The sequence below is a fragment of the Marinobacter sp. DUT-1 genome (genome assembly GCF_050379415.1).
Taxonomy (GTDB): Bacteria; Pseudomonadota; Gammaproteobacteria; order Pseudomonadales; family Oleiphilaceae; genus Marinobacter.
Map to the genome: position 1 here is coordinate 448,076 of NZ_JBNRLS010000001.1, position 26,997 is coordinate 475,072.

General features: G+C 59.8%; 22 protein-coding genes. 10 read left to right on the forward strand and 12 right to left on the reverse strand.

Going from position 1 to position 26,997, the window contains the following annotated elements; translation table 11 throughout:
- The first annotated feature begins 26 nt into the window (after positions 1-26).
- From ACQUTG_RS02070 to ACQUTG_RS02080, 3 genes are all read left to right on the forward strand, one after another.
- The gene (locus tag ACQUTG_RS02070; protein WP_428917816.1) at positions 27-1,085 is read left to right on the forward strand and encodes a lysylphosphatidylglycerol synthase transmembrane domain-containing protein; all 1,059 of its coding nucleotides are present in this window, start codon (positions 27-29) and stop codon (positions 1,083-1,085) included.
- On the forward strand, positions 1,082-3,343 hold the full coding sequence (locus ACQUTG_RS02075; protein ID WP_428917817.1) for a glycosyltransferase: 2,262 nt from the start codon (positions 1,082-1,084) through the stop codon (positions 3,341-3,343). Before ACQUTG_RS02070 ends, ACQUTG_RS02075 begins: the two co-directional genes overlap by 4 nt.
- A gap of 197 nt (positions 3,344-3,540) precedes the next feature.
- Positions 3,541-4,488: a YbgA family protein gene (locus ACQUTG_RS02080; protein ID WP_428917818.1), complete on the forward strand. Its 948-nt coding sequence runs from the start codon at positions 3,541-3,543 to the stop codon at positions 4,486-4,488.
- Between the two features lie 264 nt (positions 4,489-4,752).
- Here ACQUTG_RS02080 and ACQUTG_RS02085 read toward each other — a convergent pair whose 3' ends face one another.
- From ACQUTG_RS02085 to ACQUTG_RS02095, 3 genes are all read right to left on the reverse strand, one after another.
- Positions 4,753-5,484, reverse strand: coding sequence for a DUF481 domain-containing protein (locus ACQUTG_RS02085; protein WP_428917819.1), 732 nt, complete (start codon positions 5,482-5,484; stop codon positions 4,753-4,755).
- Positions 5,485-5,506: 22 nt separating this feature from the next.
- Positions 5,507-6,526: a rhodanese-related sulfurtransferase gene (locus ACQUTG_RS02090; RefSeq protein ID WP_428917820.1), complete on the reverse strand. Its 1,020-nt coding sequence runs from the start codon at positions 6,524-6,526 to the stop codon at positions 5,507-5,509.
- A gap of 146 nt (positions 6,527-6,672) precedes the next feature.
- Positions 6,673-7,401: a DsbA family protein gene (locus tag ACQUTG_RS02095; protein WP_428917821.1), complete on the reverse strand. Its 729-nt coding sequence runs from the start codon at positions 7,399-7,401 to the stop codon at positions 6,673-6,675.
- Between the two features lie 126 nt (positions 7,402-7,527).
- On the opposite strand from ACQUTG_RS02095, the gene ACQUTG_RS02100 reads away from it, so the two are divergent.
- Positions 7,528-8,493, forward strand: coding sequence for an NAD(P)H-dependent flavin oxidoreductase (locus ACQUTG_RS02100; RefSeq protein ID WP_428917822.1), 966 nt, complete (start codon positions 7,528-7,530; stop codon positions 8,491-8,493).
- A gap of 16 nt (positions 8,494-8,509) precedes the next feature.
- Here ACQUTG_RS02100 and ACQUTG_RS02105 read toward each other — a convergent pair whose 3' ends face one another.
- The 3 genes from ACQUTG_RS02105 to ACQUTG_RS02115 form a co-directional block, all read right to left on the reverse strand.
- Complete coding sequence (locus tag ACQUTG_RS02105; RefSeq protein ID WP_428917823.1) at positions 8,510-10,054, reverse strand: DUF5666 domain-containing protein; 1,545 nt, start codon at positions 10,052-10,054, stop codon at positions 8,510-8,512.
- Positions 10,051-10,902 (reverse strand): DUF6502 family protein, encoded by an 852-nt coding sequence (locus ACQUTG_RS02110; protein WP_428917824.1) that lies wholly within the window; start codon positions 10,900-10,902, stop codon positions 10,051-10,053. The genes ACQUTG_RS02105 and ACQUTG_RS02110 overlap by 4 nt, the downstream gene beginning before the upstream one ends.
- Before the next feature lie 67 nt (positions 10,903-10,969).
- Positions 10,970-12,406: a DUF5666 domain-containing protein gene (locus tag ACQUTG_RS02115; RefSeq protein ID WP_428917825.1), complete on the reverse strand. Its 1,437-nt coding sequence runs from the start codon at positions 12,404-12,406 to the stop codon at positions 10,970-10,972.
- 377 nt (positions 12,407-12,783) lie between these two features.
- Between ACQUTG_RS02115 and ACQUTG_RS02120 the strand changes: the two genes are divergently transcribed.
- Positions 12,784-12,960, forward strand: coding sequence for a DUF6435 family protein (locus ACQUTG_RS02120; RefSeq protein WP_428917826.1), 177 nt, complete (start codon positions 12,784-12,786; stop codon positions 12,958-12,960).
- 180 nt (positions 12,961-13,140) lie between these two features.
- Here ACQUTG_RS02120 and ACQUTG_RS02125 read toward each other — a convergent pair whose 3' ends face one another.
- The 6 genes from ACQUTG_RS02125 to tkt form a co-directional block, all read right to left on the reverse strand.
- A complete protein-coding gene (locus ACQUTG_RS02125; RefSeq protein ID WP_428917827.1) occupies positions 13,141-13,485 on the reverse strand; it encodes a chaperone modulator CbpM in 345 nt (114 codons plus the stop codon).
- A gap of 13 nt (positions 13,486-13,498) precedes the next feature.
- Positions 13,499-14,470, reverse strand: coding sequence for a DnaJ C-terminal domain-containing protein (locus ACQUTG_RS02130; RefSeq protein ID WP_428917828.1), 972 nt, complete (start codon positions 14,468-14,470; stop codon positions 13,499-13,501).
- A 457-nt stretch (positions 14,471-14,927) separates the two neighbouring features.
- The gene (gene fba, locus ACQUTG_RS02135) at positions 14,928-15,992 is read right to left on the reverse strand and encodes a class II fructose-bisphosphate aldolase (protein ID WP_372988377.1); all 1,065 of its coding nucleotides are present in this window, start codon (positions 15,990-15,992) and stop codon (positions 14,928-14,930) included.
- A 304-nt stretch (positions 15,993-16,296) separates the two neighbouring features.
- Positions 16,297-17,457 carry a phosphoglycerate kinase gene (locus ACQUTG_RS02140; RefSeq protein WP_428917829.1) on the reverse strand — a complete coding sequence of 387 codons (1,161 nt, stop codon included), beginning with the start codon at positions 17,455-17,457 and terminating at the stop codon, positions 16,297-16,299.
- Positions 17,458-17,562: 105 nt separating this feature from the next.
- Positions 17,563-18,606: a type I glyceraldehyde-3-phosphate dehydrogenase gene (gap, locus tag ACQUTG_RS02145; RefSeq protein WP_428917830.1), complete on the reverse strand. Its 1,044-nt coding sequence runs from the start codon at positions 18,604-18,606 to the stop codon at positions 17,563-17,565.
- Positions 18,606-20,606, reverse strand: coding sequence for a transketolase (gene tkt, locus ACQUTG_RS02150; protein WP_428917831.1), 2,001 nt, complete (start codon positions 20,604-20,606; stop codon positions 18,606-18,608). The genes gap and tkt overlap by 1 nt, the downstream gene beginning before the upstream one ends.
- A 237-nt stretch (positions 20,607-20,843) precedes the next feature.
- Here tkt and ACQUTG_RS02155 point away from each other — a divergent pair, with 237 nt between their 5' ends.
- The 5 genes from ACQUTG_RS02155 (at position 20,844) to ACQUTG_RS02175 (ending at position 26,958) form a co-directional block, all read left to right on the forward strand.
- The gene (locus ACQUTG_RS02155) at positions 20,844-21,845 is read left to right on the forward strand and encodes an ArsR/SmtB family transcription factor (protein WP_428917832.1); all 1,002 of its coding nucleotides are present in this window, start codon (positions 20,844-20,846) and stop codon (positions 21,843-21,845) included.
- Between the two features lie 152 nt (positions 21,846-21,997).
- Positions 21,998-23,209, forward strand: a complete 1,212-nt coding sequence (gene metK, locus ACQUTG_RS02160) for a methionine adenosyltransferase (protein ID WP_428917833.1) — start codon at positions 21,998-22,000, stop codon at positions 23,207-23,209.
- A 444-nt stretch (positions 23,210-23,653) separates the two neighbouring features.
- Positions 23,654-25,048, forward strand: a complete 1,395-nt coding sequence (gene ahcY, locus ACQUTG_RS02165) for an adenosylhomocysteinase (RefSeq protein ID WP_428917834.1) — start codon at positions 23,654-23,656, stop codon at positions 25,046-25,048.
- 12 nt (positions 25,049-25,060) lie between these two features.
- Positions 25,061-25,930, forward strand: a complete 870-nt coding sequence (metF, locus tag ACQUTG_RS02170; RefSeq protein ID WP_428917835.1) for a methylenetetrahydrofolate reductase [NAD(P)H] — start codon at positions 25,061-25,063, stop codon at positions 25,928-25,930.
- A gap of 269 nt (positions 25,931-26,199) precedes the next feature.
- On the forward strand, positions 26,200-26,958 hold the full coding sequence (locus tag ACQUTG_RS02175) for a transporter substrate-binding domain-containing protein (protein WP_428917836.1): 759 nt from the start codon (positions 26,200-26,202) through the stop codon (positions 26,956-26,958).
- Positions 26,959-26,997: the final 39 nt, after the last annotated feature.

The window sequence follows — 26,997 nt, forward strand, 5'->3', positions numbered from 1 at the left end:
GCCCGTCTCACTCTGACGGGCAGCCCATGACAGACTCAACGGACATCGATTACGAGAGCGGGACCTCCTGGCGAAGACTCGGTTTCTTCAGCCTGATCTTTGTCGCCCTGACCGCTGCCGGGCTTTATACGGTCTATCATCAGTTTGCCGACCGCAGCATTACCTTCGACACCCGGCTCATTGCACCTGAGAACCTGCTGGCCTTCGGCGCCCTGCTGCTGGTGTATTTCCTGTCGGACGGGCTAAGGCTCTACTACACGTTGCGGGCCCTGGACCACAAACTGCCGTTCCGGATCATGTTCAAGCTGGTGTTTATCAACCTGTTTTTCTCGAACGTGACACCCATGGCCACCGGCGGTGGTTTTGCCCAGATCTGGTATCTCACCCACCACGGCGTTCCTGTGGGGCGGGCCACTGCCGCGACCACCATTCGCACCGTACTGGCAGTGATCTTCATCTTTTCGCTGACCCCGGTTTTCCTTTTCACCCTGAATGCCCTGGAAAATCACACCATCTCCGGGGAGATCGGCACCGCCCTGGCGGTGTTTATCACTATCTACCTGGGTTTCTTTATCGTCCTGCTGTTCAGGACCCGGTGGCTCATTCTGCCCCTGAGCAGGCTGATCAGCCTGCTCAGGCGGGGGCATCTGATTGGCGCACGCCGCCACGACCGGTGGCAGTTCAAGTGCCGCCGTGAGATGCTGAGATTCTCTTTCAGCTTCAACGATTACATCGAGGGGCGGCCACTGTTCGTGCTGCTGTCGATATTCTTCACCGCCACCTTCCTGCTGAGCCTGTTCAGCTTTCCGGCCCTGCTCATCTACAGTCTCGGTTACGAGGTGGACTACCTGGTCACGGTCGGGCTGCTGGTGGTCACCACCTTCATCATGTATTTCTCGCCCACGCCCGGGGCGTCGGGCATCTCGGAGGGGGTGTTCGGCAGTTTCTTTCGGGATATCCTGTCCGGTAATCACCTGGTACTGGTCACCGTGGGCTGGCGCTTCCTGACCATTTACCTGGGCATGATTGTCGGGCTGATAGTGCTCCAGAGGGAAATCACCAAAGACCGCAGGAGATCCGGATGATCTTCCGAAACCCGCTGAAACTGCTGTTCTACCTCAGCCTGCTGATCGTCGTTCTGCTGGTGGGGTACAAGACCTACCTCAACCTGTTCATGCAGGACTTCAACAGCCTGCACAGCACCCAGGTAGAGCACATCCACGAACGGGTCAAACCCGGGGAAGCGGTCAACTTTGCCGTGGTCGGTAACATCAACAACTCCATCGGCATTTTCGAGGAACGGATTATTCCGGAACTGAACAGCTCCGGGCTGGATTTCATGGTGTCTGCAGGCAACGCGGTCAGTGGTGGCGGCGAGGACAAGTACCGGGCCCTGTACGGCACCCTGAACCATCTGCAAATCCCCTACCTGCTCACCTTCGGTGCCCACGAATTCGACAATTTCGGCAGTTTTCGCTTCTACGACCATTTCGGCCCACACTTCTACAGCATCCGCACCGGCAACGCCCGGCTGATCTTCCTGGACAGCACCGGCAAGACCCCCTGGCAGTGGCAGATCCGCTGGCTCAGCGACCTGCTCACCCAGGACACCAGCAACGCCCGCATCCTGTTCATCGGCCATCCACCGCTGGAGCCGGAGCAAAACCCGCTGTTCGACCAGGAAGACGACTACCTGCAGCCACCGGAATTCCGGGAAGCTCTGCTTGAGCTGATCGACAGCCAGGGCATCGACATGGTGTTCTCCTCGAACCTCTCCGTCTTTGCCGAGCAGGAACGGAATGGCACCGAGTTCATCACCACCGGCGGGGCTGGCGGCCTGGTCCTCAATAACGAGAGCAGCTTCTATCACTACGTGCAAGTGAGGGTGACCGCGGATGGTGACGTATCCCATAGCCTGCAGCGACTGGAAGTCGGACAGCATCCGGTGTGGAGCACCCTGGAGAGCCTCTGGTTCTTTATCTACTCACTGTTCTACACCGGCTACCTCAACTTCATCCTGATTGTTGCCGTGTTTGCGGCCATTACCATCAAGCTTTACCAGATCATCTTCATCGGCAAGGACTACTACCCGGACTATGACCTGGACCCCGCCCCCTGGCTCGAGAAATCGCTGCGGGTAGCCATGTTCACCAACAACTACCTGCCCTTCATCGGGGGCGTGCCCATCTCCATCGAGCGTTTGCGGCAAGGGCTGGTTAAACTCGGGGATAGCCCACTCATCGTCGCCCCGGGCTACAAGGACCAGCCCGACCACGAGGAATCCGTTTTGCGGGTACCCTCCCTGCTGACCATGGGCAAGAACCGGGAATTCCGCCTGGCCAACATCTTCCAGCCAAGGATCCGGGCGAAGGTGAAAGCGTTCCGCCCGGATATCATCCACGTCCACCACCCGTTCTGGCTCGGCAGCCTGGGTCTGTTCATCGCCCGCACCCTCAAGGTCCCCGCCGTCTACACCTACCACACGCGGCTGGAACACTACGCCCACTTCGTACCGCTGCCGGGCATGCTGTTCCGGAACCTGATCTCCCACGCCCTGATCAAACACTTCGCCAACAAGTGCGACGGCGTCATCGTGCCCACCTACTCCACCGAGGAATACCTGCGCATGATCGGGGTTAAAACCCCCACGTTCGTACAGCCCACGGGCATCGAATACCAGAAATTCCAGGAAGTGAACCCGGAAGACGTGGACAAGCTGCGCAAGGAACTCGGGATCACCGACGAGAAAATCTTCGTCAGCGTCTCGCGTCTGTCCAATGAAAAGAACATCGACTTCATGATCGAAGCCATCGACGCCCTGCGCCAACAGACGGAGGTGCCGTTCCGGTTCCTGATGATCGGTGACGGCCACCAGAAAGACCGGCTCCAGAAAAAAATCGAAAGCCTGGGCCTGGAGAAACACTTCACACTTGTCGGTGCCGTACCACCCGACGAGATGGTCCTGTGGTACCACCTGGGCGACGCTTTCCTGTTCGCCTCCAAGTCCGAAACCCAGGGCATGGTCATCCTCGAAGCCATGGCCGCCGGCCTTCCGGTGGTCGCCGTACGTTCCAGCGGCATCGACGATGTGGTCCGGCACGGGTTCAACGGCTTCAAGACGCCGGAAAAGCAGGATCAGTGGGTTGCGAGGGTGAAGGAGCTGTTGGAAGACGACGAACTGCGCGAGACCCTCTCGGGTAACGCTCTGGAGTTTGCAGCCGATTTCTCGGTGGAACAGTTCGCGAAGGATGTGCGAAACATCTACGCCAGTACCCTGGCACTGGTAGACAAAAAGCGCCGCCAGCACCCGATCAGCGGACTGCCAAGGTCTGGGGAGGGCTAGCGGGGCCGGGGTTCCAGAATCGTGCGGAGCCACGGATGGCGGAGCCGAGCGTACAAGGATGTATTCACAGCGTATTCTGGAACCCCGGCCCCGCTAGTCCGACCTCACCCGAAGTTGAAGAAGTTTCGAGAACAGGCTGATCGAGCTAGACTGAAATCACGTATTACAAGTGACGTTTTAACAACCGGAGACAACACGTGAGCGGCATCCCCGTCGGAATCAGCACCTGCCTGCTGGGCAAGGAAGTCCGCCATGACGGCGGCCACAAACATTCCCGTTACTGCACCCAGGTACTGTCAAAGCATTTTGAATTCCGGTCCATCTGCCCCGAACTGGAAGCCGGCCTCGGCGTCCCACGCCCGGCCATCCACCTGCGGGAGTACCCCGATGGTATCCGCCTGATCGACACCAAAGGCACCGCCGATCACACCGATGAAATGAACACCTTCATCGAGCAGATCATACCCACCCTCTCGGACCTCAGGGGCTACATCCTTATGGCGAAGTCCCCGAGCTGTGGCATGGAACGCATCAAAGTCCACAACGAAGAAGGCCGGGTAACCCGCCGGGACGGCCGCGGCCTGTTTGCCGAGGCCCTGATGCGTGCGTACCCACTGATGCCGGTGGAGGAAGAAGGCCGGCTGAACGATGACATGTTGCGGGAGAACTTCATCGAACGGGTGTTCGCCTACGACGACTGGATGCAGAACGTGGCCGGCGATAAGCTGACCGCCCAGGCCCTGATCGAATTCCACACCCGCCACAAATTCCAGCTGCTGGCCCACTCGGAAAAGATCTACCGGCAGCTCGGCCCACTGCTGAGCGACCTGAAGTCCGAGCCGCTGGAGAACATCGCGGACAGGTACATCCACCTGTTCATGGACGCCATGAGCCAGAAAGTCAGCCGCGGCTCCCACATGAACGCGATGATGCACCTGCTGGGGTATCTCAAGGACTCCATGCACGCAGAGGACAAGAAGGTATTGCTGGAGCAGATGGAAGCCTACCAGCGCGGGGAAGTGCCGTTGGTGGTGCCCATGACCCTGCTGCGCATGGCCCAACGGAGAGAGCCGGTGGATTATCTGCATGTGCAGAAGTATCTGACGCCGTACCCGGATGAGTTGGGGCTGCGGAATAACGTCTGAAGCTTGAAAGAGGGGTCAGATGAAAGTACAGGGGTCTGATGAAAACCTTCATCTGACCCCAACTTGATTTGAAATGCCCCAATTCCATTAAGACGGGGTCAGAAGAAAGCTTTCTTCAGACCCCGGAGCATGACCCAATCCGGGGAGTTAGACGGGGTCTGATGAACGCTTTCATCTGACCCCAGTTTCACATCGCCCCCACAGTTATGAAAAAGGGGTCAGAAGAAGGTTTTCTTCAGACCCTGCGGGCCCCGGCGGTTCGCGTCAGAATCCATACAACAGCGACAGCGAAGTCTCCGTGTCGGTATCCTCCGACCCCTCCGGCGGCTCAGACACATGCTTGACCCGGAACGCCACCTTCATCGACAGATTCCCCACCACGGTCGACTGCAACGAAGTCTCCGATTCACTGACGGTGTTGTTGTCATCCAGGCCAATCTCGGTACTCAGCTTCTGACGAAACAGTGAGTTCTCGGACAGCGCATAATCGAAATGCCCCGCCAGCCGGGCGATGGCCTCTTCCTCGGCATTCTGGCCGTCGGCGTTGGGCTCGTTCAACCGGTTGTAGCGATAACCGGCACCGGCCGAGAGGTCCAGGAAGGAGCGCTCCCCGGATTCCCAGACCCGGTGGCCGTAACCGGTGGTGGCGGTGGCTTCGAAGTCGTACCCGGAGAAGCGGTCATCCTCATAGGAGCCCCGGAGGAACCAGTACTGGCGCTCGGCGAACTTGTAGTCCGTCTCGGCCGATGCCTTGTACTCCTCGGTCGTGGTTTCACCCTCGGCTTCGGAGTACTTCGAGCTGAATTCGCCGGTGTTCCGCCATTTCTCGATTTCATGGGTCAGGGCCAGCCGGCCGTTGACATTGGCTTCCTCGGAATTGCCCGAGGTCACCAGCACGCCCAGTTCGGCCTCGCCTTCCCAGTCCGAGGCATCCTGTGCCTGCACAAACGGCGCAAACGCCGTGAGCGTTACTGCGACTGCGTGTCTGAACCCCATGAAACCTCCTGTCGGTTGAATATCAGGCGCCCGCGGTCTTACGGGCCTTTTCTCCTTCCAGACTTTTTCTGGCCTGAGCTTCGCGTTCAGCTTTCTTGCGGGCCTTGCGCTCGGCAATGATGCGGGCCGCTTCGCCGCCGACGTGCACTTCGCCACGCTCTTCGGCCAGGCGCATCTGCCGCTCGCGCTCCTTGAACCGGGCCTTCTGCTCTTCCGTCAGGGAGTCGATGCACTGATGGCAGCTGACGCCCTGCTCGTACTCGGGGCGCTGCTTGTCTTCCTCGGTAATCGGGCGGCGGCAGGCGTGGCATTGATCGTAATCTCCACGCTCAAGCCGGTGGTTCACGGTCACCCGGTCATCAAAGACAAAGCATTCCCCGTGCCAGAGGCTCTGTTCTTCGGGTACGTCTTCCAGGTACTTAAGGATGCCACCCTTGAGGTGGTACACCTCATCGAAGCCCTGTTCCTTGAGATACGCGGTGGATTTCTCGCAGCGGATACCGCCGGTGCAGAACATCGCGACTTTCTTGTGCTTTGAAGGATCCAGGTTCTCCTTCACGTACTCGGGGAACTCGCGAAAGGTGTCGGTGGACGGATTGACCGCGTTCTTGAAGGTGCCGATCTCCACTTCGTACTGGTTTCGGGTGTCGATGAGCAGCACGTCCGGATCGGAGATAAGGTCGTTCCACTCTTTCGGGTCGACGTAGGTGCCGACCACGCGCTTCGGGTCGATGCCTTCGACGCCCATGGTGACGATCTCTTTCTTGAGCTTCACTTTGGTGCGTTTGAACGGCTGTATGTCGACAAAGGATTCTTTGTAGTCGATGCCGTCGAAGCGGTCGTCGCTGGCAATCCAGGCTTTGACCGCGTCGATGCCTTCGCGGCTGCCGGCGATGGTGCCGTTGATGCCTTCGCGGGCCAGCAGCAGGGTGCCGTGGACGTCTTTTTCCAGCATCAGGTTCTGCAGGGGCTGGCGTAGGTCTTTGTAATCATTCAGGACTGCGAACTTGTAGAGTGCGCAGACAACTACTTCATTGCTCATGGTTTTCTCCTGCGGGCCGGATCGTAAATCCGGAGCATGGGTTTTAATTCAATCGCGGGGTTCGCGAGGGCGCAAAGTTTAACCAACTTGGAGCCTCAAGCAAGTCCGGGATACACGCAGCCTTGAGGTATACGGCAGGCTACTTATCAGTCAGCCTGCTTATTCAGTTCGCGCTCAACTACCGCGGAAAGCTGGCCCCAGCCGGGACGCGTCAGCTGGATGTTATCCACGTAAACAGTTGGCGTGCCCATGACCCGCAACTGGGTAGCTGCCTGACGGCTCTGTTCCACATCTTCTCGGTGCAGTTCAGATTCCATGCAATTCTGGAAGCGGCGCTCGTTGAGGCCGAGGTCTCCGGCATAGCGGGTGAAGGTTGCAACGGGGTCGTTGGAGCCGCTCCATTCGGTCTGGCTGCCGTAGAGCCGGTCATGCATTTGCCAGTAGGCGTCCTGGTCGCCGGCGCAGCGGGCGGCGAGGGCTGCGGGCATGGCGTTCTGGTGTTGTTGCAGGGGCAGGTCGAAGTAGACGAAGCGGACTTTGCCGGTTTCGACGTATTCCTGTTTCAGGCGCTGACTCGCTTCGGAGAAGCGGCCGCAGGCGGGGCACTGGTAGTCGGCGAATTCCCGGACGACCACGGGGGCGTTTTCGTCACCGACCGAGACACCGTACTGGTCGAGCTGTGCCGGGAAGGGTTGCGCGTCAGGCGCGGCTACGGGCAAGGCGTCGGAGGTGGGCTCTGGCGCCGAGGTCAGGAAATAAAGGCCGGCGACCACGGCGATGGCAACGACGGCGGCGATGCCGATGATGAGACCACGATTGCCGGCCTTGCGGGAGGATGGTGTTCCGGTTTGCTTGCGGCGTTTCGCTTCACCCATGTCAGGGCTCCCTTTTGATTTTTGAATGTTCCGATCCGATGGGCCATCCGTCGTTTGCACGGAGGCCGAGGCACGCTAAGATCCTTTATATCCTACAAAAGTTCCGATAAAAATTAAGGAAATGCCATGCCATTGCCCTCCTCGCTTGCCGATTCGCTTTCACTGCCCCTTGTGGCAGCTCCCATGTTTCTCATTTCCGGCCCGGAACTGGCGCTGGCCTGCTGCAAGGAGGGCATCGTGGGAAGTTTTCCGGCGCTGAACCAGCGCACCAGCGAGGGTTTCGAGCAGTGGCTGGTGCAGATGCATGAGGAGCTGGATCGGTTCCGGGCGGATAATCCGGACGCCACGGTGGCCCCCTGGGCGGTGAATCTGATTGTCCATCGCAGCAATCCGCGCTGGCAGGCCGATCTGGAGCTGTGCGTAAAGCACAAGGTGCCCATGGTGATTACTTCCCTCGGTGCCGCCAGCCAGGTGGTTGACGCAGTGCACAGTTACGGCGGAGTGGTGTTCCATGATGTCACCAATCAGAAACACGCCCGCAAAGCGGCCGAGGCCGGTGTGGATGGCATTATCGCGGTGGCGGCGGGTGCCGGTGGCCATGCGGGAACGATCAATCCGTTTGTGCTGGTCCATGAGATCCGGGAGGTGTTTGACGGCACTATCCTGCTGGCCGGTGGCCTGTCCCATGGAGAGGATATTCTGGCGGCACAGGCGCTGGGTGCGGAGCTGGCCTATGTCGGAACACGGTTCATAAATACCACGGAGTCGCAGGCGGAAGATGCCTACCGGAACATGATCATCGAGGCGGTGTCGGCGGACATCATCCATACCCCGGCCGTCTCCGGTGTGCCCGCCAGCTTCATGCGCCAGAGCCTGGAAGCGGCGGGCTATGAGATGGACAAACTGAACCAGGCCGGCGACATCAATTACGGCGAGAAGCTGAAACCGGTGGATGATGAGGCCAAGGCCTGGAAGACCGTGTGGTCCGCCGGTCAGGGGGTGAGCCAGATCCACGACGTTCTGAGCGTTTCAGACCTCGTGGACCGGCTGAAGACGGAATACCGGGAGGCTCGCTCCCGGGTTTGTGGTTGAGGCCGACTTTCCGGCCTCAGTTGTCGTTGTCTTCGGATTCAAGCTCGATTTCGTCAGCCGTGTAGGGCGGCTGGCCATTGGCGGCGCTGGTGTATTCAACCTCGACGAACACCGCTTCACCGGCATTGAAATCGCTGTAGATCGTGCCCCTGTCCGAGTCATAGTCTGCCCCGACATCTCCGATCCTGATTCCCAGAACCTCGATGAAACTCGGGATGGAGCTCATGTCCCGCACCTGTCCCTCAAGCTCAAACAGAGTTCTCTCGGCGAGATCGGCGTTCTCATTATCGACCTCGATCTTCAGGGCCTCGAGGTAATGCAGGTCGCCGGACAGACGGTCTATACCTTCTACCTCCAGTGTGCGTTCCTCAGGGATCTGATCAAAGCGAATGCTCTGATCGTTATCCTCCAGGGTGACAATGGTCCTTGAAGTCGCCTGCACCAGAACGCCACCGATCCTTAGCGTCTGGACAGCGGTCGACAACGAACCGGGCGTCATTACCCCTTTTACCTCGCCATTGGCGTCGCGGAGCTCGATTTCGGTTGCCAGCACGTTGCCACTGTCACTGAGCACGCCCTCCACCTGGATGAGCAAACCGGGCTGCAGATCCTCGACAGTCAGTCCATCGTCCAACTCGGTCTGGTCGTCAACGAAGACGGTGCGGCCAGCCATGGTGAACGTGCCTGACCGGGCGTCGATGCCAGCCGGCACGAACCCGTCAAGGACCACGTTGGTAATTTCAATATCCTCGCCATCGGTCCCTGCGTAACGGCGGGTATCATCCCTATCGATGGAGCGTGCGGTCAGGGTGGAGCCGCTGAGGCTACCCTCCACCTCCAGCGAGTCAGCGGATTCGAGGTCCGCCTCGGTGAGACTCGAACCGAAAATTACCGATCCATCGTCGTACTCAACCAGAATGGAACCGATCCGGAACTGGTTGAGGTCGATGTCGACGTCGGCAACCACTCCCTCCAACTCGACGTCGGTGAGGTCCTCGGCAACCACCGCCAGGTAACCGGCCCTGTAGGAGCCATCCGGTTGCTGCCAGGCACTGATCCGTACCGTCTGACCTTCCCCCTGTCCGGAGAGCAGCGAAGCGAAACTGGTGCCACGGACCACGGTCTGGCGGTCAACCCGGACACTCTGACCAAGCACCGTCGCGGTCACGAACTCTCCCGCACCGGATGGATCCGGCGCCAGTGCGGAGAGCGGTCCGCGAAGGGTGTCGTCATACTCAAGGCTATCGGCGGTACCCTCATTGGTGTCGAGCCACTGCCCCTCAACCCTCAGGATCATACCTTCGCTGAGCAAGTCCTCGGAGGTGATGCCGTCGTCACTTGTCACCGCGCGGTTGGTGATCCCGGACGTATCGAACCGCACGCCGTTCACAAACACACTTCCGAACCCCGACACAGGCCCGACGCTGGAACCGGTTCCCCGGATGCCTCCGTCGGCCACGTCCAGGCTCGTTCCGGCGCCACCGCCGCAGGCGGAAAGGATTCCCAGTGCCAGAGTACCGGCTGTCAGTCCGATTGATCGATTGAGCAATGTCCGTTTCATTCGTCTCCCCCTGCCTGCACAGGATCCTCAAAGTAAAAGATGCTCACTCCGGTGCGCACCGGCTCGCCGGTGTGGTTGCCGGTACCGTTGCCCGCAATTCCCCGGTCATGGGGCCCCAGCCATTTGTCGAGCTGTTCAAGCAGGGCCTGGGACTGGGCGGCCGCATGGGCACGCCAGCGGTCCATGATTTCCGGGGGAATGTTGTCGTAGGTCAGTGTCCGCTGGAACAGGGGCTGCCGGTCCGATTCACTACTTACAAGGTTATAGTCGATAGTTGCGATAAGGTCAGATACATCTTCCCCGAAGATCTGGAGCATTTCCTCGCTGTCACCGGCCGGCACATAGGCTCGCTGCCTGAGCTCGATCTGCCCTGAGTCACTGTCCACGGACGCAACGCCCACCCGGACCAATTCGTCCAGCACCGCGCGGGGCGGGACGTCACCGCTGTATTGCCTGACCAGTTCGCTGAAGCTCAGCGAGCCTTCGAACGAGAGCAAGGCCGGCTCACCATCGCGGGCCTGGAAGGCTTCGTCGTGCACCCAGCCGGATACCACCCGCGAAGCGCGGTTGGCATGGGTGGTGGTCCCGCGTACCGGATTCTCCCCGGCCAGGATCTCGCGCTGGCGTTTGACTTCCTTGCGGGTCAGGCCGGTCATCACTGCTGCCCTGGAATCCGTGGGTTTTCGACGGCCGCCGGAAGAATCTTCCAGCGCGGCTTCCACATAGGCTCGTTTGACCAACTCCGCGAACTCCCCGAAGGGGATGCCATTACGCAACAACAATCTGGCAAGAGGGCGCAGAATACGGAACAGTGCCTGGTGCAGGGGTTTGATGTCAGTGTCGCTCATCTTTGGGATTGTATTCCCAAGGCAGACCCGAAGCCAGAGCGCGGTTGCCCGCGCCCCGGCACAGGCCTCAATCGTCGAGACTGCCGGTCAGCTGGTACTGGCCGCCAGATGTTGCCGCATATTCCACCTCGACCTCATCACCGACAGAGACACCGGAAAGACTGTACCCGTTGGCCAGGATTTCAAGGTTCATGAGGGTGATAGAGGTACCGGAGACAGCCGTCACCCGGCCTTCCAGTTCGAAGTCATTATCGTCGTCGTCATCGTCTCGCTCGATACTGATGGCTTCAAGGTAACCACCCTCGTCGTCACGTTGACGCCCCTCGATCTCAAGATACTCACCTACTGACAGGCTGTTGAGATCGTCGACCCGGTCACGGCTGTCATCGTCCTCGCTGTCATCATCGCGGATCAGGGTCGCACCGGTCAGGCGCACGTCTACCCCACTCACCACGAGCCGCTCGGCGGCCAGATCGATGGACTCGATCACGCCATCAAGCTCGGCATCACCATCCCGACCTTCGACTTCCTCGGCGATCAGCACTCCATTCCGGAACTCGCCTTCGACCTTGACCCTGAGGCCATTCTGGAGGCTGTCCTGGCTCAGGTCATCGAACTCGGTGTCTGAGGTCAGCCGAACGGTTACCCCATTGACCTCAAACTGGCCGGCAGCGGCGTCATAGTTGGCAATGTCACCGGCCACTTCGGCATCGTCATCATCGTCAAACAGATTGTCTTCATCGTCGATCTCCTCGGCTAGCAGGGTATCGCCGGCGGCGTTCAGCTGGCCTTCCACCTCAACCACGAGGCCATTTTCAAGGGCATCAAGACTGAAGTCGTCATCAGCAACCGCGCTGGTGTAATCCACCTTGAAGCCATTGATCGTGAAAGTCTGGGCGTCCGGATCCAGGTCAGCCACCACGCCTTCAAGCTCGGCCTCGTTGGCATCGTCCAAGCTGTCGCCGAGGAGGCGAACACTCACGTAAGCTGCCTGGAATCGACCATCGTCCAGGCGCCAGCCGCTGACCCGCACCTGGTAGGCGGTCGGATCACTGGCCAGAGTGACCGGGCTGACGCCGCCAAAAGCCGTCTGCCCATCCAGCAACACGATCTGTCCCAGGAGCTCAAGCTGCCCGGTCCGGTTGACGTCATCCCAGCTCGCGCTGGTAACGGGCCCACGCAGGGTGTCGTCGTAGCTCACCAGACGCGCCTCGCCCTCGCCATCATCGTCCCAGCTACCGTTGACCTTGAGGATCATGCCCTTCTCGAGCTGATCCTCACGCTCGATGCCGTCATCGCTGTCGACACTGCCATCGGTGCGGAACCGGGTTCCGTTGACATACACGCTGCCGAAGCCGGTGACCGGGCCAACGCTGGTGCCGTCTGAGGTGGTGCTGACTGTGTCTGTGGAGGCGCTGCCGCCACCACCGCACGCCGCAAGTGAGCCGGCCAGAGCACCGGTGAGGGCAAGTTTTACTGCCAGAGTCAGGGGATTGCGTTTCATTGATCTTCTCCAGGTTGTTGCTTTTCGTTTTCGGGCCGGCGGGGTGTTTTGCCGGATTTGGGATTTATTTCCCATTTTATTTTTTGGGAATTTAGTCCCAATTTTCATAGCTGTCCAGATTTTGATCATTAAATTTTTGTGACGGAGTGACAGGTGAAGGAGGGGTCAGATGAAGGCTTTCATCTGACCCCGGAGTTTGGGTTTGGAGTTTGAGGTTAAGGAGGGGTCAGATGAAGGCTTTCATCTGACCCCGGAGGTGGGCGCGAAGATCGGGGTCTGAAGAAAGCCTTCTTCTGACCCCTTTTTCACCACCGAGGCTGTGAACTAATCCGCGCAGCGGGCGTACCCCTGTTTAATCCAACTAATCGGGAGCAACCATGCTGGGATTTCTGAAAGGTGATCCGAAGAAGAAACTGAAGAAAGCCTACGAGGACAAACTCGCCAAGGCGCTCCATGCGCAGCGGAATGGGGATTTGCGCACGCATGGAACGTTGATGGAGGAGGCGGAGAAGATTTATGGGGAGTTGCAGGCTTTGGAGAAAGAGGGGAAGTAAAGACGGGAGGTTGGCGTGAAGATGGGGTCAGAAGAAGGCGTTCTTCTGACCCCGTGACTGGTTTTGGCTGTGGAGTTTGACGCTAAGGTGGGGTCAGAAGAAGGTTTTCTTCAGACCCCGGGGGGACGGTGAACCTGGGGTCTGATGAACGCTTTCATCTGACCCCGTCTTCAAGAGGTCTCACTCCCCCAGCAAATGCCGCACCTGCCGGTTCAGCCGGTCCACCTCCCGGCGCATTTCCTGCACTTCGTCCAGCAGGTCCAGCGACATAGCCAGGCCCGGCAGATTGATCTTGAGATCCCGCTGTAGCCGCATGGCCTTGCGCAGGCGGCTGAGGGCGGCGACGTCAAACTGCCACTGCCCGGCCTCGGGGATATCCTCTACGGGCGCAATGACGCCGTAGTTCACCAGTTTGATAACGAACTCGGCGTGGCACTCGCCCCGCTCGCAAATTTCTCGCAGGGTGAAGGTGTCGCCCTCGGAGTGCACCACTTCCACGGTCAGAATCTGGTCTTGCCTGGTCATTTCCTACCCCCGCTCAGACATGGAGCTTGCTGCGTGGATTGAAGTTCTTTTCGGCCTCAGCCAGCTGCTCGTATAGCTTTTCGGCTTCCGGCGTGTGCTGCTCGGGCATGGCAACCTGCAGGATCACGATCTGATCACCCGGATGTTTGCCAGGGAAGCCCTTGCCCTTGAGCCGGAGCTTGCGGCCGCTGGTGGAGCCCTTGGGCACTTTCACATTCACCTTGGAGCCGACGGTGGGAACCGTGACGGTCGCACCCAATGCCGCCTCCCAGGGTGCCACCGGCACCGTGATCAGCACGTCGTGCCCTTCCACAGTGAAGTGCGGATGCGGCGCGAACTCGATCTCGATAAACAGGTCACCCGGCTCGCCGCCACCAATCCCGGGCGACCCCTGCCCCTTCAGGCGAATATGCTGGCCTTCGCGCATGCCGGCGGGGATCTTCACTTTCAGAGTCTTTTGCCGGGCAATTACGCGCCCCTGCTCGTCAGCCTCATGCACAGTAAATGACACCTGCTTCTCGCAGCCGTGGAACGCTTCCTCCAGGAACAACGCGAGGCGGGCATGAACGTCCTCACCACGCATGCGCATGTTCTGACGGAAGCCGCCCCCACCAAAGCCACCGGAAAAACCGCCGCGGCGACCGCCACCGAAGATTTCCTCGAAGAAGTCACTGAACTGGCTGGCGTCGGCGTCGGTGAAGCCACCGCCACCAAAACCGGAAGCACTCTGCCAGCCGGGTGGTGGTTCGAACGAGCCGTCACTACGGGCACCGTACTTGCGCAACTGGTCGTACTCCGCGCGCTTTTCCGGATCTTTCAGGACTTCATAGGCCTCGCCAACGTCCTTGAACTTTTCATCGGCCTTTTCTTCCTTGCTGACGTCCGGGTGGTATTTCCGCGCCAGCTTGCGGTAGGCCTTCTTGATTTCCTCGGGGGTGGCAGACTCGCTCACACCAAGTACGGCGTAATAGTCTTTGAATTCCATTACGGTCCTCACCACTGGTTAATCGTTCTGAGCTTTTTGCTCGTTTGCTAACCACTATATTTGATGAGGTTCGGAAAATTACAAGGGCCGGCTGGAACTTACTTGAGGTGGGTCAGGGTTTGGAGTTTTCATCCGTAGCCTGCGAGTCGGGTGGCAGAGCCGGGGTGGACAGAGCGTTCAGAAAACGCCCGTGAATACGTCCCTGTAGGGCTTCGTCGCGCCATCCATGGCGCTCCAGATTTCTGAACGCTCTGTCCACCCCGGCTCATTCAGGCATTCCGGATATATCGAGAGGCCAGACGTGATTGGGGCGGAGGCCCTGTTCAAAACTGTCTGTGGCCAAGGATGGCCACAGCCAAGCCCTACAGGGACGTACTTGCGGGCGTGTTTTGAACAGGGCCTCCGCCCCAATCTGCCCCCGCAACCCACAGGCTACAGGGACAACCTACTCCAGACCTTATTTGATCTTGGGATCCAGCTCGCCGGCCGCATAGCGCTCGAACATGCGCTCGAGGTTGATCGGCTTGATCTTGCTGGCGTTGCCGGCACAACCGAAGGCTTCGTAGCGTGCGATGCACACTTCGGTCATGGCCTTCATGGTTTCCTTGAGGAATTTGCGCGGGTCGAACTCGGCCGGGTTTTCGGCCAGGAAGCGACGGACCGCGCCGGTAGAGGCCAGGCGCAGGTCGGTGTCGATGTTGACCTTGCGCACGCCGTGCTTGATACCTTCGACGATTTCTTCAACCGGGACACCGTAGGTTTCCGGGATTTCACCGCCGTATTCGTTGATGATCTTCAGCCATTCCTGGGGTACGGAGCTGGAGCCGTGCATGACCAGGTGGGTGTCGGGAATCCGGGCGTGGATTTCCTTGATGCGGTCGATGGCCAGGATGTCGCCGGTGGGCGGACGGGTGAACTTGTAGGCGCCGTGGCTGGTGCCGATGGCGATGGCCAGGGCGTCCACCTGGGTTTTCTTGACGAAGTCCGCGGCTTCTTCCGGATCGGTCAGCATCTGGCTGTGGTCCAGGGTGCCTTCCGCGCCGATGCCGTCTTCTTCGCCGGCCTGGCCGGTTTCCAGGGAGCCCAGGCAACCGAGCTCGCCTTCTACGGAGACGCCACAGGCGTGGGCCATTTCGACGGTGCGGCGGGTGACGTCGACGTTGTACTCGTAGTCGGTCGGGGTTTTGCCGTCTTCACCCAGGGAGCCGTCCATCATGACGGAGCTGAAACCCAGCTGGATGGAGCGCTGGCACACGGCGGGGCTGGTGCCGTGGTCCTGGTGCATGACGACCGGGATGTGCGGGAATTCCTCGATCGCGGCCAGGATCAGGTGGCGCAGGAACGGGGCGCCGGCGTATTTGCGGGCACCGGCGGAGGCCTGGACGATGACCGGGGAGTCGGTCTTGTCGGCGGCTTCCATGATGGCGCGCATTTGTTCGAGGTTGTTTACGTTAAAGGCTGGCACACCGTAACCATGCTCGGCGGCGTGGTCCAGCATTTGCCGCATCGAAATCAGGGCCATGGGTCGTCTCCTTCGTTGGATTTTGGGTAGTTGAATTCTGTTCGTTTCTTGCTTTGGAGTCTGCTGCGGATGGAGGGGGAACAGCTTCGCGGAACCGCTACAAGCACCCCTTCGGGGTCCGGCCAGCAATCATCGATTGCTGTCGTTCGGCTGCGCATGAAGCTCCGCTTCATAAACGCTTGCCTTACCCCTGTGCGCTTCTCTCAGGCCATCCCTGGCCTTCGAGATTCCGCGAAGCTGTTCCCCCTCCATCCTTGCGATTCTGGCCTTGTAGCTGGCCTCGCTCAGAATCTGTGTTCTCGACTTACGCGCCGCGTTCTTCCAGTACTGCTACTGCCGGCAGTGTCTTGCCTTCGACGAATTCAAGGAACGCGCCGCCGCCGGTGGAGATGTAGGAGATTTTGTCAGCAACGCCGTACTTGTCAACGGCGGCGACGGTGTCGCCACCGCCGGCGAGGGAGAAGGCGTCGCTTTGGGCGATGGCTTCGGCCAGGGCTTTGGTGCCGTTGCCGAACTGGTCGAATTCAAAGACGCCGACCGGGCCGTTCCAGAGGATGGTTTTGGCGTTCTTGAGCAGCTCGGCGAATTTGCCGGCGGTTTCGGGGCCGACGTCGAGGATCATGTCACCTTCAGCAACATCGGAGATGTTCTTGGTGGTGGCGGTGGCGGTTTCGGCGAATTCGCTGGCGACCACTACGTCTACCGGCAGCGGGATTTCGACGCGGCTGGCAATTTCTTTGGCGGTGTCGATCAGATCGTGTTCGCACAGGGATTTGCCGACCGGGTGGCCCGCGGCTGCCAGGAAGGTGTTGGCGATGCCGCCGCCGACGATGATCTGGTCGCAGACTTTTTCCAGGGCGTTGAGGACGTCGAGTTTGGTGGAGACCTTGGAGCCACCGACGATGGCGACGACCGGTTTGGCCGGGTTGTCCAGGGCTTTGCCGAGGGCTTCGAGTTCGGCAGCCAGTAGCGGGCCGGCGCAGGCTTCGGGGGCGAAGCGGGCGACGCCGTGGGTGGAGGCCTGGGCTCGGTGGGCCGTGCCGAAGGCATCCATGACGTAGACGTCGCACAGGGCAGCGTATTTCCTGGACAGTTCTTCGTCGTCTTTCTTTTCGCCCTTGTTGAAGCGGACGTTTTCGAACAGGACGACTTCGCCGTCGGCTACTTCGACGCCGTCGAGGTAGTCCTTGATCAGGCGGACTTCCTGGCCGAGGACTTTGGTCAGGTGGTCGGCGACGGGCTTCATGGAGGAGGCTTCGTCGTAGACGCCTTCTTCCGGACGGCCCAGGTGGGACATCAGCATGACTTTGGCACCGGCGTCTTTCGCTGCCTTGATAGTGGGCAGGGAGGCGCGGATGCGGGCGTCACTGGTTACCTTGCCGTCTTTGACCGGCACGTTGAGGTCTTCGCGGATCAGGACCCGCTTGCCGGCGAGGTCCAGGTCGGTCATTTTCTTGATGGCCATTTGTTCGTCCTTAAATTCAGAGTTTTTCAGTCAAGTCGAGCTGGGGTCAGATGAAGGCGTTCATCAGACCCCTGAGACAGTAAACCCGGGGTCCGATGAAAGCTTTCATCTGCCCCCTTTTTCAGTCTTTTCCAGCCAACAGCGGCTGACATCCAGCATCCGGTTGGCAAACCCCCACTCGTTATCGAACCAGCACAGCACTTTCACCATGGTGCCGCCGGTCACCCTCGTCTGGCCGCCGTCGACGATGCCGGAGTGGGCGTCGTGGTTGAAGTCGGAGCTGGCCAGCAATTCATCGGTATAGCCGAGGATACCTTTTAAAGGCCCTTTTGCGGCGCTCTCTAACAGCTTGTTAACGGCCTCGACAGATGTAACTTCGCCAACATTGACCACCATATCGATGGCCGAGACGTTCAGGGTAGGCACGCGCATGGCCACGGAGCTGAATCGGCCTTCCATGTGGGGCAAAAGGCGTTCGATGCCGCGGGCCAGGCCGGTGTCCACCGGCACGATGTTGTGCAGGGCGCTGCGGGTGCGGCGGAGGTCCTGATGGTGGTAGGCATCGATCACCGGCTGGTCATTCATGGCCGCATGGATGGTGGTGGTGCTGCCCTGCTTCACACCAAGCGCGTCATCCAGCACCTTGATCACCGGCACCAGGCAATTGGTGGTGCAGGAGGCTGCGGCCACAATCTCGTCCTCGCCGGTCAGCTCTGCGTCGTTGACTCCGAACACCACGGTGCGATCGACATCCGACTCTGCGGGCTGGGAGAACAGGAGCCGTTGGGCGCCGGCATCGATATGCTTCTGCGCCGTCGCCCGGTCGGAAAAGGAGCCTGAGCATTCCAGTACCAGATCCACATCCAGCAACCGCCAGGGCAGATCGGCCGGATCCGGATGCTGCAATACGCGGATGCGGTCGCCGTTTACAACCAGATCATCGCCCTCGACCGTAATGTCACCCCGGAAACGGCCGTGGGTGGAGTCGTAGCGGGTCAGATGGGCGATGGTGTCGATATCGGACAACTCGTTGATCGCGACCACCTGCAGGTGGTCGCGGTAGCCGTTTTCATAGAGCGCCCGCAACACGCACTGGCCGATCCGGCCGTACCCGTTGATGGCAATACGAAAAGGCTTTGAGTTGCTCATCAGGCGTCCAGCAGTTCGTCAGCCACTTCCAGGATGTTGTCGACGGTGAAGCCGAACTCCTTGAACAGCTCGCCAGCCGGAGCGGACTCACCGAAAGTGGTCATGCCCACCACGCGGCCGTCGAGGCCAACGTACTTGTACCAGTAATCGGCAATAGCGGCTTCGATGGCGATGCGATTGGTCACTTCCAGCGGCAGCACCTGCTGTTTGTACTCGGCGCTCTGGGCATCGAATACGTCGGTGGAGGGCATGGAAACAACCCGTACAGCCTTGCCCTGCTCACGCAGTTTGGTGGCGGCGTCCTGGGCCAGGCCCACTTCACCACCGGTGGCGATCAGGATCAGTTCCGGGGTGCCTTCGCTGTCAGACAGGATGTAACCACCGCGGGCAACGTTGGCCAGCTGTTCGGCGTTGCGGTCCTGGTGCGGCAGGCCCTGTCGGGAGAAGACCATGGCGGTCGGACCGTCGTTGCGCTCCAGCGCGGCTTTCCAGGCCACCGCGGATTCCACGGTATCGGCCGGGCGCCAGGTGCTCATGTTCGGTGTGGTGCGCAGGCTGGCCAGCTGTTCAACCGGCTGGTGCGTCGGGCCGTCTTCACCCAGGCCGATGGAGTCGTGGGTAAACACGAAGATGGAGCGCTGCTTCATCAGGGCGGCCATGCGTACCGCGTTGCGGCAGTATTCCATGAAGATCAGGAAGGTGGCGCCGTAGGGCACGAAACCACCGTGCAGGGCGATGCCGTTCATGATCGCCGCCATACCGAACTCACGGACACCGTAATAAATGTAGTTGCCGGAAGCGTCTTCTTTAGTCAGCCCCTTGCTGCCGCTCCAGATGGTCAGGTTGGAACCGGCCAGGTCGGCAGAGCCGCCCATCAATTCCGGCAGCAGTGGGCCGTAGGCGTTCAGGGTGTTCTGGGAGGCCTTGCGAGAGGCGATAGTCTCGTCTTTATCCTGGCACTCCTGGATATACGCCTGGGCCTTTTCGGCGAAGTCCGCGGGCAGATCACCGGCCATGCGACGGGTGAACTCAGCCGCCAACTCGGGCTCGGCCTTTTCGTAGGCTGCAAACTTCTCTTCCCACGCTTTCTGGGCTCCTGCACCCTTCTCTTTGGCATTCCAGGCCGCGTAGATTTCTTCCGGCACTTCGAACGGGCCGTATTCCCAACCCAGCTGCTCACGGGTCAGGGCGATTTCGTCGTCACCCAGCGGCGCACCGTGACAGCTTTCCTTGCCCTGTTTGTTGGGCGAACCGAAACCGATGATGGTCTTGCAGCAGATCAGCGTGGGCTGCTCGGTGTTGGCGCGACCGGCTTCGATGGCGGCCCGGATGGCCTCGGCGTCGTGGCCGTCAACGTTCGGAATCACCTGCCAGCCGTAGGATTCGAACCGCTGCGGGGTGTTATCGGTGAACCAGCCTTCCACGTCACCGTCAATGGAGATGCCGTTGTCGTCATAGAAGAAGATCAGCTTGCCGAGGCCCAGGGTACCGGCCAGGGAGCAGACTTCGTGGGAGATGCCTTCCATCAGGCAGCCGTCACCCAGGAACGCATAGGTGTAATGATCAACGATGTCATGACCGGGGCGGTTGAACTGCGCGGCCAGGGACTTCTCGGCAATGGCAAAACCGACGGCATTGGCGATGCCCTGCCCCAGCGGGCCGGTGGTGGTCTCGATGCCCGGCGTGTAGCCGTATTCCGGGTGGCCCGGGGTCTTGGAGTGCAACTGACGGAAGTTCTTGAGGTCATCAATGGAAACGTCATACCCGCTCAGGTGCAGCAACGAGTACTGCAGCATGGAGCCGTGACCGTTGGACAGCACGAAGCGGTCACGGTTGGCCCAATGCGGGTTGGCCGGGTTGTGGCTGAGGTAATCATTCCACAGCACCTCGGCGATATCCGCCATACCCATGGGCGCACCGGGGTGGCCGGACTTGGCTTTCTGAACCGCATCCATGCTCAGCGCGCGAATGGCGTTGGCGAGATCTTTACGAGACGGCATTGACGTTTCTCCAGTGTTTTGCAGGAAAAGAATTCGTGGTGATTAAAAGGGTGATCAAAAATAAGGCGCGTATTTTCGCCGATTAGTGTGTGCCGGGGCAAATCAGCCTGCTTCCTTTTCACGATTGTTTGCCTGCGGATTCCCGAAACAGCTGATTTCAAAGCGTGATAAACCTATATCAAAATTTTTTGATATGCCTATTGATTGACCAGCCGAACCGCCCTACACTTCGCAACCATGACCTCATTGAATGCACATGCAAATCAACTGGCCTCGGTGGACGCCCTGGCCCCGATCTTCAAGGCGAGCGGCGATCCGCTGCGCCTGGAGATCCTGCGTGTGCTGCGCCGGGACACCTTTGGTGTGCTGGAGCTGAGCCAGATGTTCGATATGCGCCAGTCCGGCATGAGCCATCACCTGAAAGTGATGCATAAGGCCGGGTTGCTGGAGCCGCAGCGGGAAGGCAATGCCATTTTCTATCGCCGCCCCCTGCACCTGGACAGCGACAAGCTCAGCGACCAGACCATCCGGCAGATTTTCGAAACGGTGGACCGCGTGCCCCTGGCCGAGCCGCTGCAGAAGAAGATCGAGGCGATTCGCGATCAACGGGCGGACCAGTCCCAGGCCTTCTTCTCCCGGCACGCGGAGCAGTTCCGGGAGCAGCAGGAATTGATTGCCGCCTTTGATCTGTATGCCGAGCCCACGGCGGAACTGATCCGAAAAAGGGCCGGCAAGCAGGACTGGCAGACAGCACTGGAAATCGGTCCGGGCGAAGGCGCGTTTCTGCCGGTGCTGTCCGGTCTGTTCGGGCACGTGGTGGCCCTGGACAACAGCCGGGACATGCTGGCCAAGGCCACGCGCACCTGCACCGACGAAAAACTGAACAACGTGGACCTGATCGAGGGCGTGACCGACACCCTGCTGGCCCGGGGCGACTCCTTCGATCTGGTGGTGGCCAACATGGTGCTGCACCACGTGCCCAGCCCGGCGGACATCTTCCTCGACGCCGCGGCACTGATGAACAACGGCGGCTGCTTCGTGATCAGCGATCTGTGCAGCCACGACCAGGACTGGGCCAAGGAAAACTGCGGTGACCTCTGGCTCGGTTTCGAGCCCGAGGAACTGACCAGCTGGGCAGCAGATGCTGACCTGGTAGCCGGCGAACAGCTGTTTATTGGCCTGCGCAACGGCTTCCAGGTACAGGTACGGGAATTCTGGAAAACCTCCAGACCGGCCTGAGGGATTGGCCGAAACAGGAATATCAAAAAGTTTTGATATGGGCGTAGGTAATTTTACGTATGCCCTGACAACCATCAACAACCAGGCAGCCGGCACCGGTCAGGTTTGACCCCCGGCACGAATTTGAAGCGCTCACAGAGGAGCAAACACCTATGTCTGACTACAACATCTTTACCTCCGAATCGGTCTCCGAAGGCCACCCGGACAAACTGGCGGACCAGATCTCCGACGCGGTCCTGGATGCCATCCTGACCGAAGACAAGCACGCCCGCGTGGCCTGTGAAACCATGGTCAAAACCGGCGTTGCCATCATCGGCGGCGAGATCACCACCAGCGCCTGGGTTGACCTGGAAGACCTGGTTCGCGGCGTGATCAACGACATCGGTTACACCTCCTCTGACGTGGGCTACGACGGTAGCACCTGCGGCGTGATCAACATCATCGGCAAGCAGTCCGTGGACATCGCCCAGGGCGTTGACCGCCAGAAGCCGGAAGACCAGGGCGCCGGTGACCAGGGCCTGATGTTCGGCTTCGCCAGCAACGAGACCGACGTCCTCATGCCCGCGCCGATCACCTACTCCCACCGACTGGTCCAGCGCCAGGCCGAAGCCCGCAAGAGCGGCCTGCTGCCCTGGCTGCGCCCGGACGCCAAGAGCCAGGTCACCTGCCGCTACGAAAACGGCAAGGTTACCGGCATCGATGCCGTGGTCCTGTCCACCCAGCACGACCCGGACGTCAGCCAGGAAGACCTGAAAGAAGCGGTGATGGAGCTGATCGTCAAGCACGCACTGCCGGCAGAGCTGCTGCACAAGGACACCCAGTTCCACCTCAACCCGACCGGCAAATTCGTCATCGGCGGCCCGGTGGGTGACTGCGGCCTGACCGGCCGGAAGATCATCGTCGACACCTACGGCGGCATGGCCCGCCACGGCGGCGGCGCGTTCTCCGGCAAGGATCCGTCCAAGGTGGACCGTTCTGCAGCCTACGCAGGTCGTTACGTGGCCAAGAACATCGTCGCCGCCGGCCTGGCCGACAAGTGCGAGATCCAGGTCTCCTACGCCATCGGCGTAGCGGAGCCGACCTCGATCTCCCTGAACACCTTCGGCACCGGCAAGATCAGCGACGACCGTATCGTCGAACTGGTCCGCCAGAACTTCGACCTGCGTCCGTATGCCATCACCCGCATGCTGGACCTGCTGCACCCGATGTACCGGGAAACCGCAGCCTACGGTCACTTTGGGCGTGACCCGTTCGAGAAGACTGTCGGCAACGACACCTTCACCGCGTTCCCATGGGAGAAGACCGACCGCGCCGAGGCGCTTCGGGATGCTTCCGGGGTTGAGAGTGCCGGGTCTGGCCTCTGAGTTTTATTTGAGTAGCCCGTCACCTCTGGGGGTGGCGGCGCTGAGGTAAGGCCTTTGCGGACACGCTACGAGCACATCCATGTGCGCTTGTTTCGGGCCGTCCATGGCCCTCAACAGTCCGCAAAGGCCTTACCTCACCACCGCTTGGACAGTCGGTGATGGCTTATCGACAAAACAGCTCAAGCGGGTCGAATCATTAAGATTCGATTCAGGCCAAAGCCATATGATGGGCGTATTCATGACCGCAAACGCCCAAAGGTTGAGAGAGGAGGTGGGGCGCTGCTTCCGTGGAATGTTGAAGGCCAAGGATGGCCTGAAACAAGCGCACATGGACGTGCTCGTAGCGGTTCCACGGAAGCAGTGCCCCACCTCCGGCAACTCCCAAACTAGAGGCCAGGGGAACATCAAACTCCCAGGGCCAAAAAGAACTGACAGGAGAACACCATGAGCACTCCGGCAGAAAAACTGAAGAACTTCGACGACTACAAAGTCCGCGACATCTCCCTGGCCGACTGGGGCCGCAAGGAAATCAAGATCGCCGAAGGCGAAATGCCCGCCCTGATGGCTCTGCGTAACAAATACAAGGCAGAGCAGCCGCTCAAAGGCGCCAACATCATGGGCTGCATCCACATGACCATCCAGACCGCGGTGCTGATTGAAACCCTGGTCGAGCTGGGTGCCAACGTACGCTGGTCCTCCTGCAACATCTTCTCCACCCAGGACCAGGCCGCCGCCGCCATCGCCGCCCAGGGCATCCCCGTGTTTGCCTGGAAAGGCGAGACCGAGGAAGAGTACGAGTGGTGCCTCGAGCGCACCGTGGGCGCGGATGTCGACGGCTGGGAGCCGAACATGATCCTGGACGATGGCGGCGACCTCACCGCCCTGCTCCACGACAAATACCCGGAAATCCTCGAAAAGAGCCACGGCATCACCGAGGAAACCACCACCGGCGTTCACCGCCTGCAGGAAATGCTGCGGGAAGGCACCCTGAAGGTGCCGGCGATCAACGTGAACGATTCCGTGACCAAGTCCAAGAATGACAACAAGTACGGCTGCCGCCACAGCCTGAACGACGCCATCAAGCGTGCCACCGACCACCTGCTGTCCGGCAAGAAAGCCCTGGTGATCGGTTACGGTGACGTGGGCAAGGGTTCTGCCCTGTCCCTGCGCCAGGAAGGCATGATCGTGAAAGTGACCGAAGCGGATCCGATCTGTGCCATGCAGGCCTGCATGGACGGCTTTGAAGTCGTTTCCCCGTACATCGACGGCGTGAACACCGGCACCGAGCAGGGTATCAACAAGGATCTGCTGGGCAACACCGACCTGCTGGTGACCACCACCGGTAACGTCAACGTGTGTGACGCCAACATGCTCAAGGCTCTGAAGAGTGGCGCCGTGGTATGTAACATCGGCCACTTCGACAACGAGATCGATACCGCCTACATGCGCAAGAACTGGGAGTGGGACGAGGTCAAACCGCAGGTTCACGTGATCTACCGCGACAAGGCCACCAACGACCACCTGATTCTGCTGTCCGAAGGCCGCCTGGTGAACCTGGGCAACGCCACCGGTCACCCGTCCCGGATCATGGACGGTTCGTTCGCCAACCAGGTGCTGGCCCAGATGTACCTGTTCGAGCGCAAGTTCGGTGACCTGCCGGAAGACTCCAAGACCAAAGGCGTCTACGTTCAGGTGCTGCCGAAGCAACTGGACGAAGAAGTCGCCCGCGCCATGGTGGAAGGTTTTGGTGGCGTGATCACCAAGATGACCCCGGATCAGGCGAAATACATCGGTGTACCGGTCGAAGGACCGTATAAGCCGGAAAGCTACAGGTACTAAGCGGAACAGATCATGGAATCCCAGAAGCAATTCAAGCGCCGGTTCAGCTTCGAGTTTTTCCCGCCCAAGACCGATCAGGGCAAGGAGAAGCTGCAAACGGTGCGCAACAAATTGGCTGAGGTGGAACCGGACTTCTTCTCGGTCACCTTCGGGGCGGGCGGTTCCACCCGGGACCGCACCATTGAAACCGTGCTCAGCCTGCACAAGCAGGGCATTTCCACGGCGCCGCACCTGTCCTGCGTGGGTGGCACCCGCGAGGAAATCGGCGAGTTGCTGGACCTGTACAAGGAAAACGGCATTAGCCGGATCGTTGCCCTGCGGGGCGACCTGCCCTCGGGTATGGGGGCCTCCGGTGAGCTGCGCTACGCCAATGAACTGGTGGAATTCATCCGGGAGCACAGCGGTGATCACTTCAACCTGGAGGTGGCCGCCTATCCGGAATTCCACCCCCAGGCCCGCAACGCAGAGGAAGACCTGAAGAACTTTGCCCGCAAGGTACAGGCTGGTGCCAACAGCGCCATCACCCAGTATTTCTTCAATGCGGACAGCTACTTCTACTTCATCGAGCGCCTGGAGAAGATGGGCGTCACCATTCCGGTGGTGCCGGGCATCATGCCCATCGTCAACTTCTCCAGCCTGGTGCGGTTCTCGGACATGTGCGGCGCGGAAATCCCCCGCTGGATCCGCAAGCAGCTGGAAGCCTACGGTGACGACAGCGACAGCATCCGCAAGTTCGGCGAAGAAGTGGTAACCGAAATGTGTGAACGCCTTCTGAAGGCGGGTGCACCGGGGCTGCACTTCTATACCCTGAACCAGGCAGAGCCGAGCCTGAGTATCTGGAAGAATCTGGGTATCAGCGATCGGGAGAAAATTGCATTCTGAATGCCCGGATAAAATGGGGCATGAACATGGGGTCAGATGAAATCTTTCATCTGACCCCTTTTTTTCTCCCCGGGGTCTGAAGAACGCCTTCTTCTGACCCCACCTTCACCCCCCAAGCATTTGATTTTAGGCAGCCCGGTGGGTAATAGTCTAAAGTGTATGTGTTGCAATCCCATAAACGCTCCCCGGAAGCCACGGTCACCAGCAGTGGTTGTTCCGGCTTGCCTTACCGGGCAAACGGGGCCTGAAAAAAAGCACAAGGAGAAAGCATGAGCACGAAATGGCTGAAGACTCTTGGCGCCAGCCTGGCACTGACTGTGGCGGCGGGAACAGCTAGCGCGGAAACTCTCAAAGTGGTCACCGACCCGAGCTTTGTTCCGTTCGAGATGATGGACCAGGAAACCGGCGAGATGATCGGTTTCGACATGGAAATCATCCGTGAAGTGGCCGACCGCGCCGGCTTTGAGATCGACCTGAACACCATGGACTTCAACGGCATCATCCCGGCCCTGCAGACCGGCAACGTGGATATTGCCATTGCCGGTATCACCATCACCGAAGAACGTGAACAGATCGTCGACTTCTCGGACCCGTACTACGATTCGGGTTTGCGCATTATGGTTCGCGAAGGCAATGATGAGGTCAAAACCTTTGACGACCTGGAAGGCCTGAAAATCGGCACCAAGATCGGCAGTACCTCCTACGATTACCTGATGGCCAACCTGGAAGCCGATGACGGGGTTACTCCCTATCCGGGCAGCTCCGACATGTACATGGCCCTGATGTCCCGCGCCATCGACGCCGTCTTCTATGACGCGCCCAACGTTGGCTACTTCGCCCGTACCAAGGGTGAAGGCAAAGTCACTACCGTCGGCCCGCTGTATGAAGGCCAGCAGTACGGTATTGCCCTGGTCGAGGGCAGTGAGTGGGTTGACGAAGTCAACGCTGCACTGGCTTCCATGAAGGAAGACGGTACCTACAAGAGCATCTATGAGAAGTGGTTCGGCCCGATGCCTGAGGGCATGTAAGGGCTGAAGGATCATCCGATCCGATTCCCCGCGCCGGGG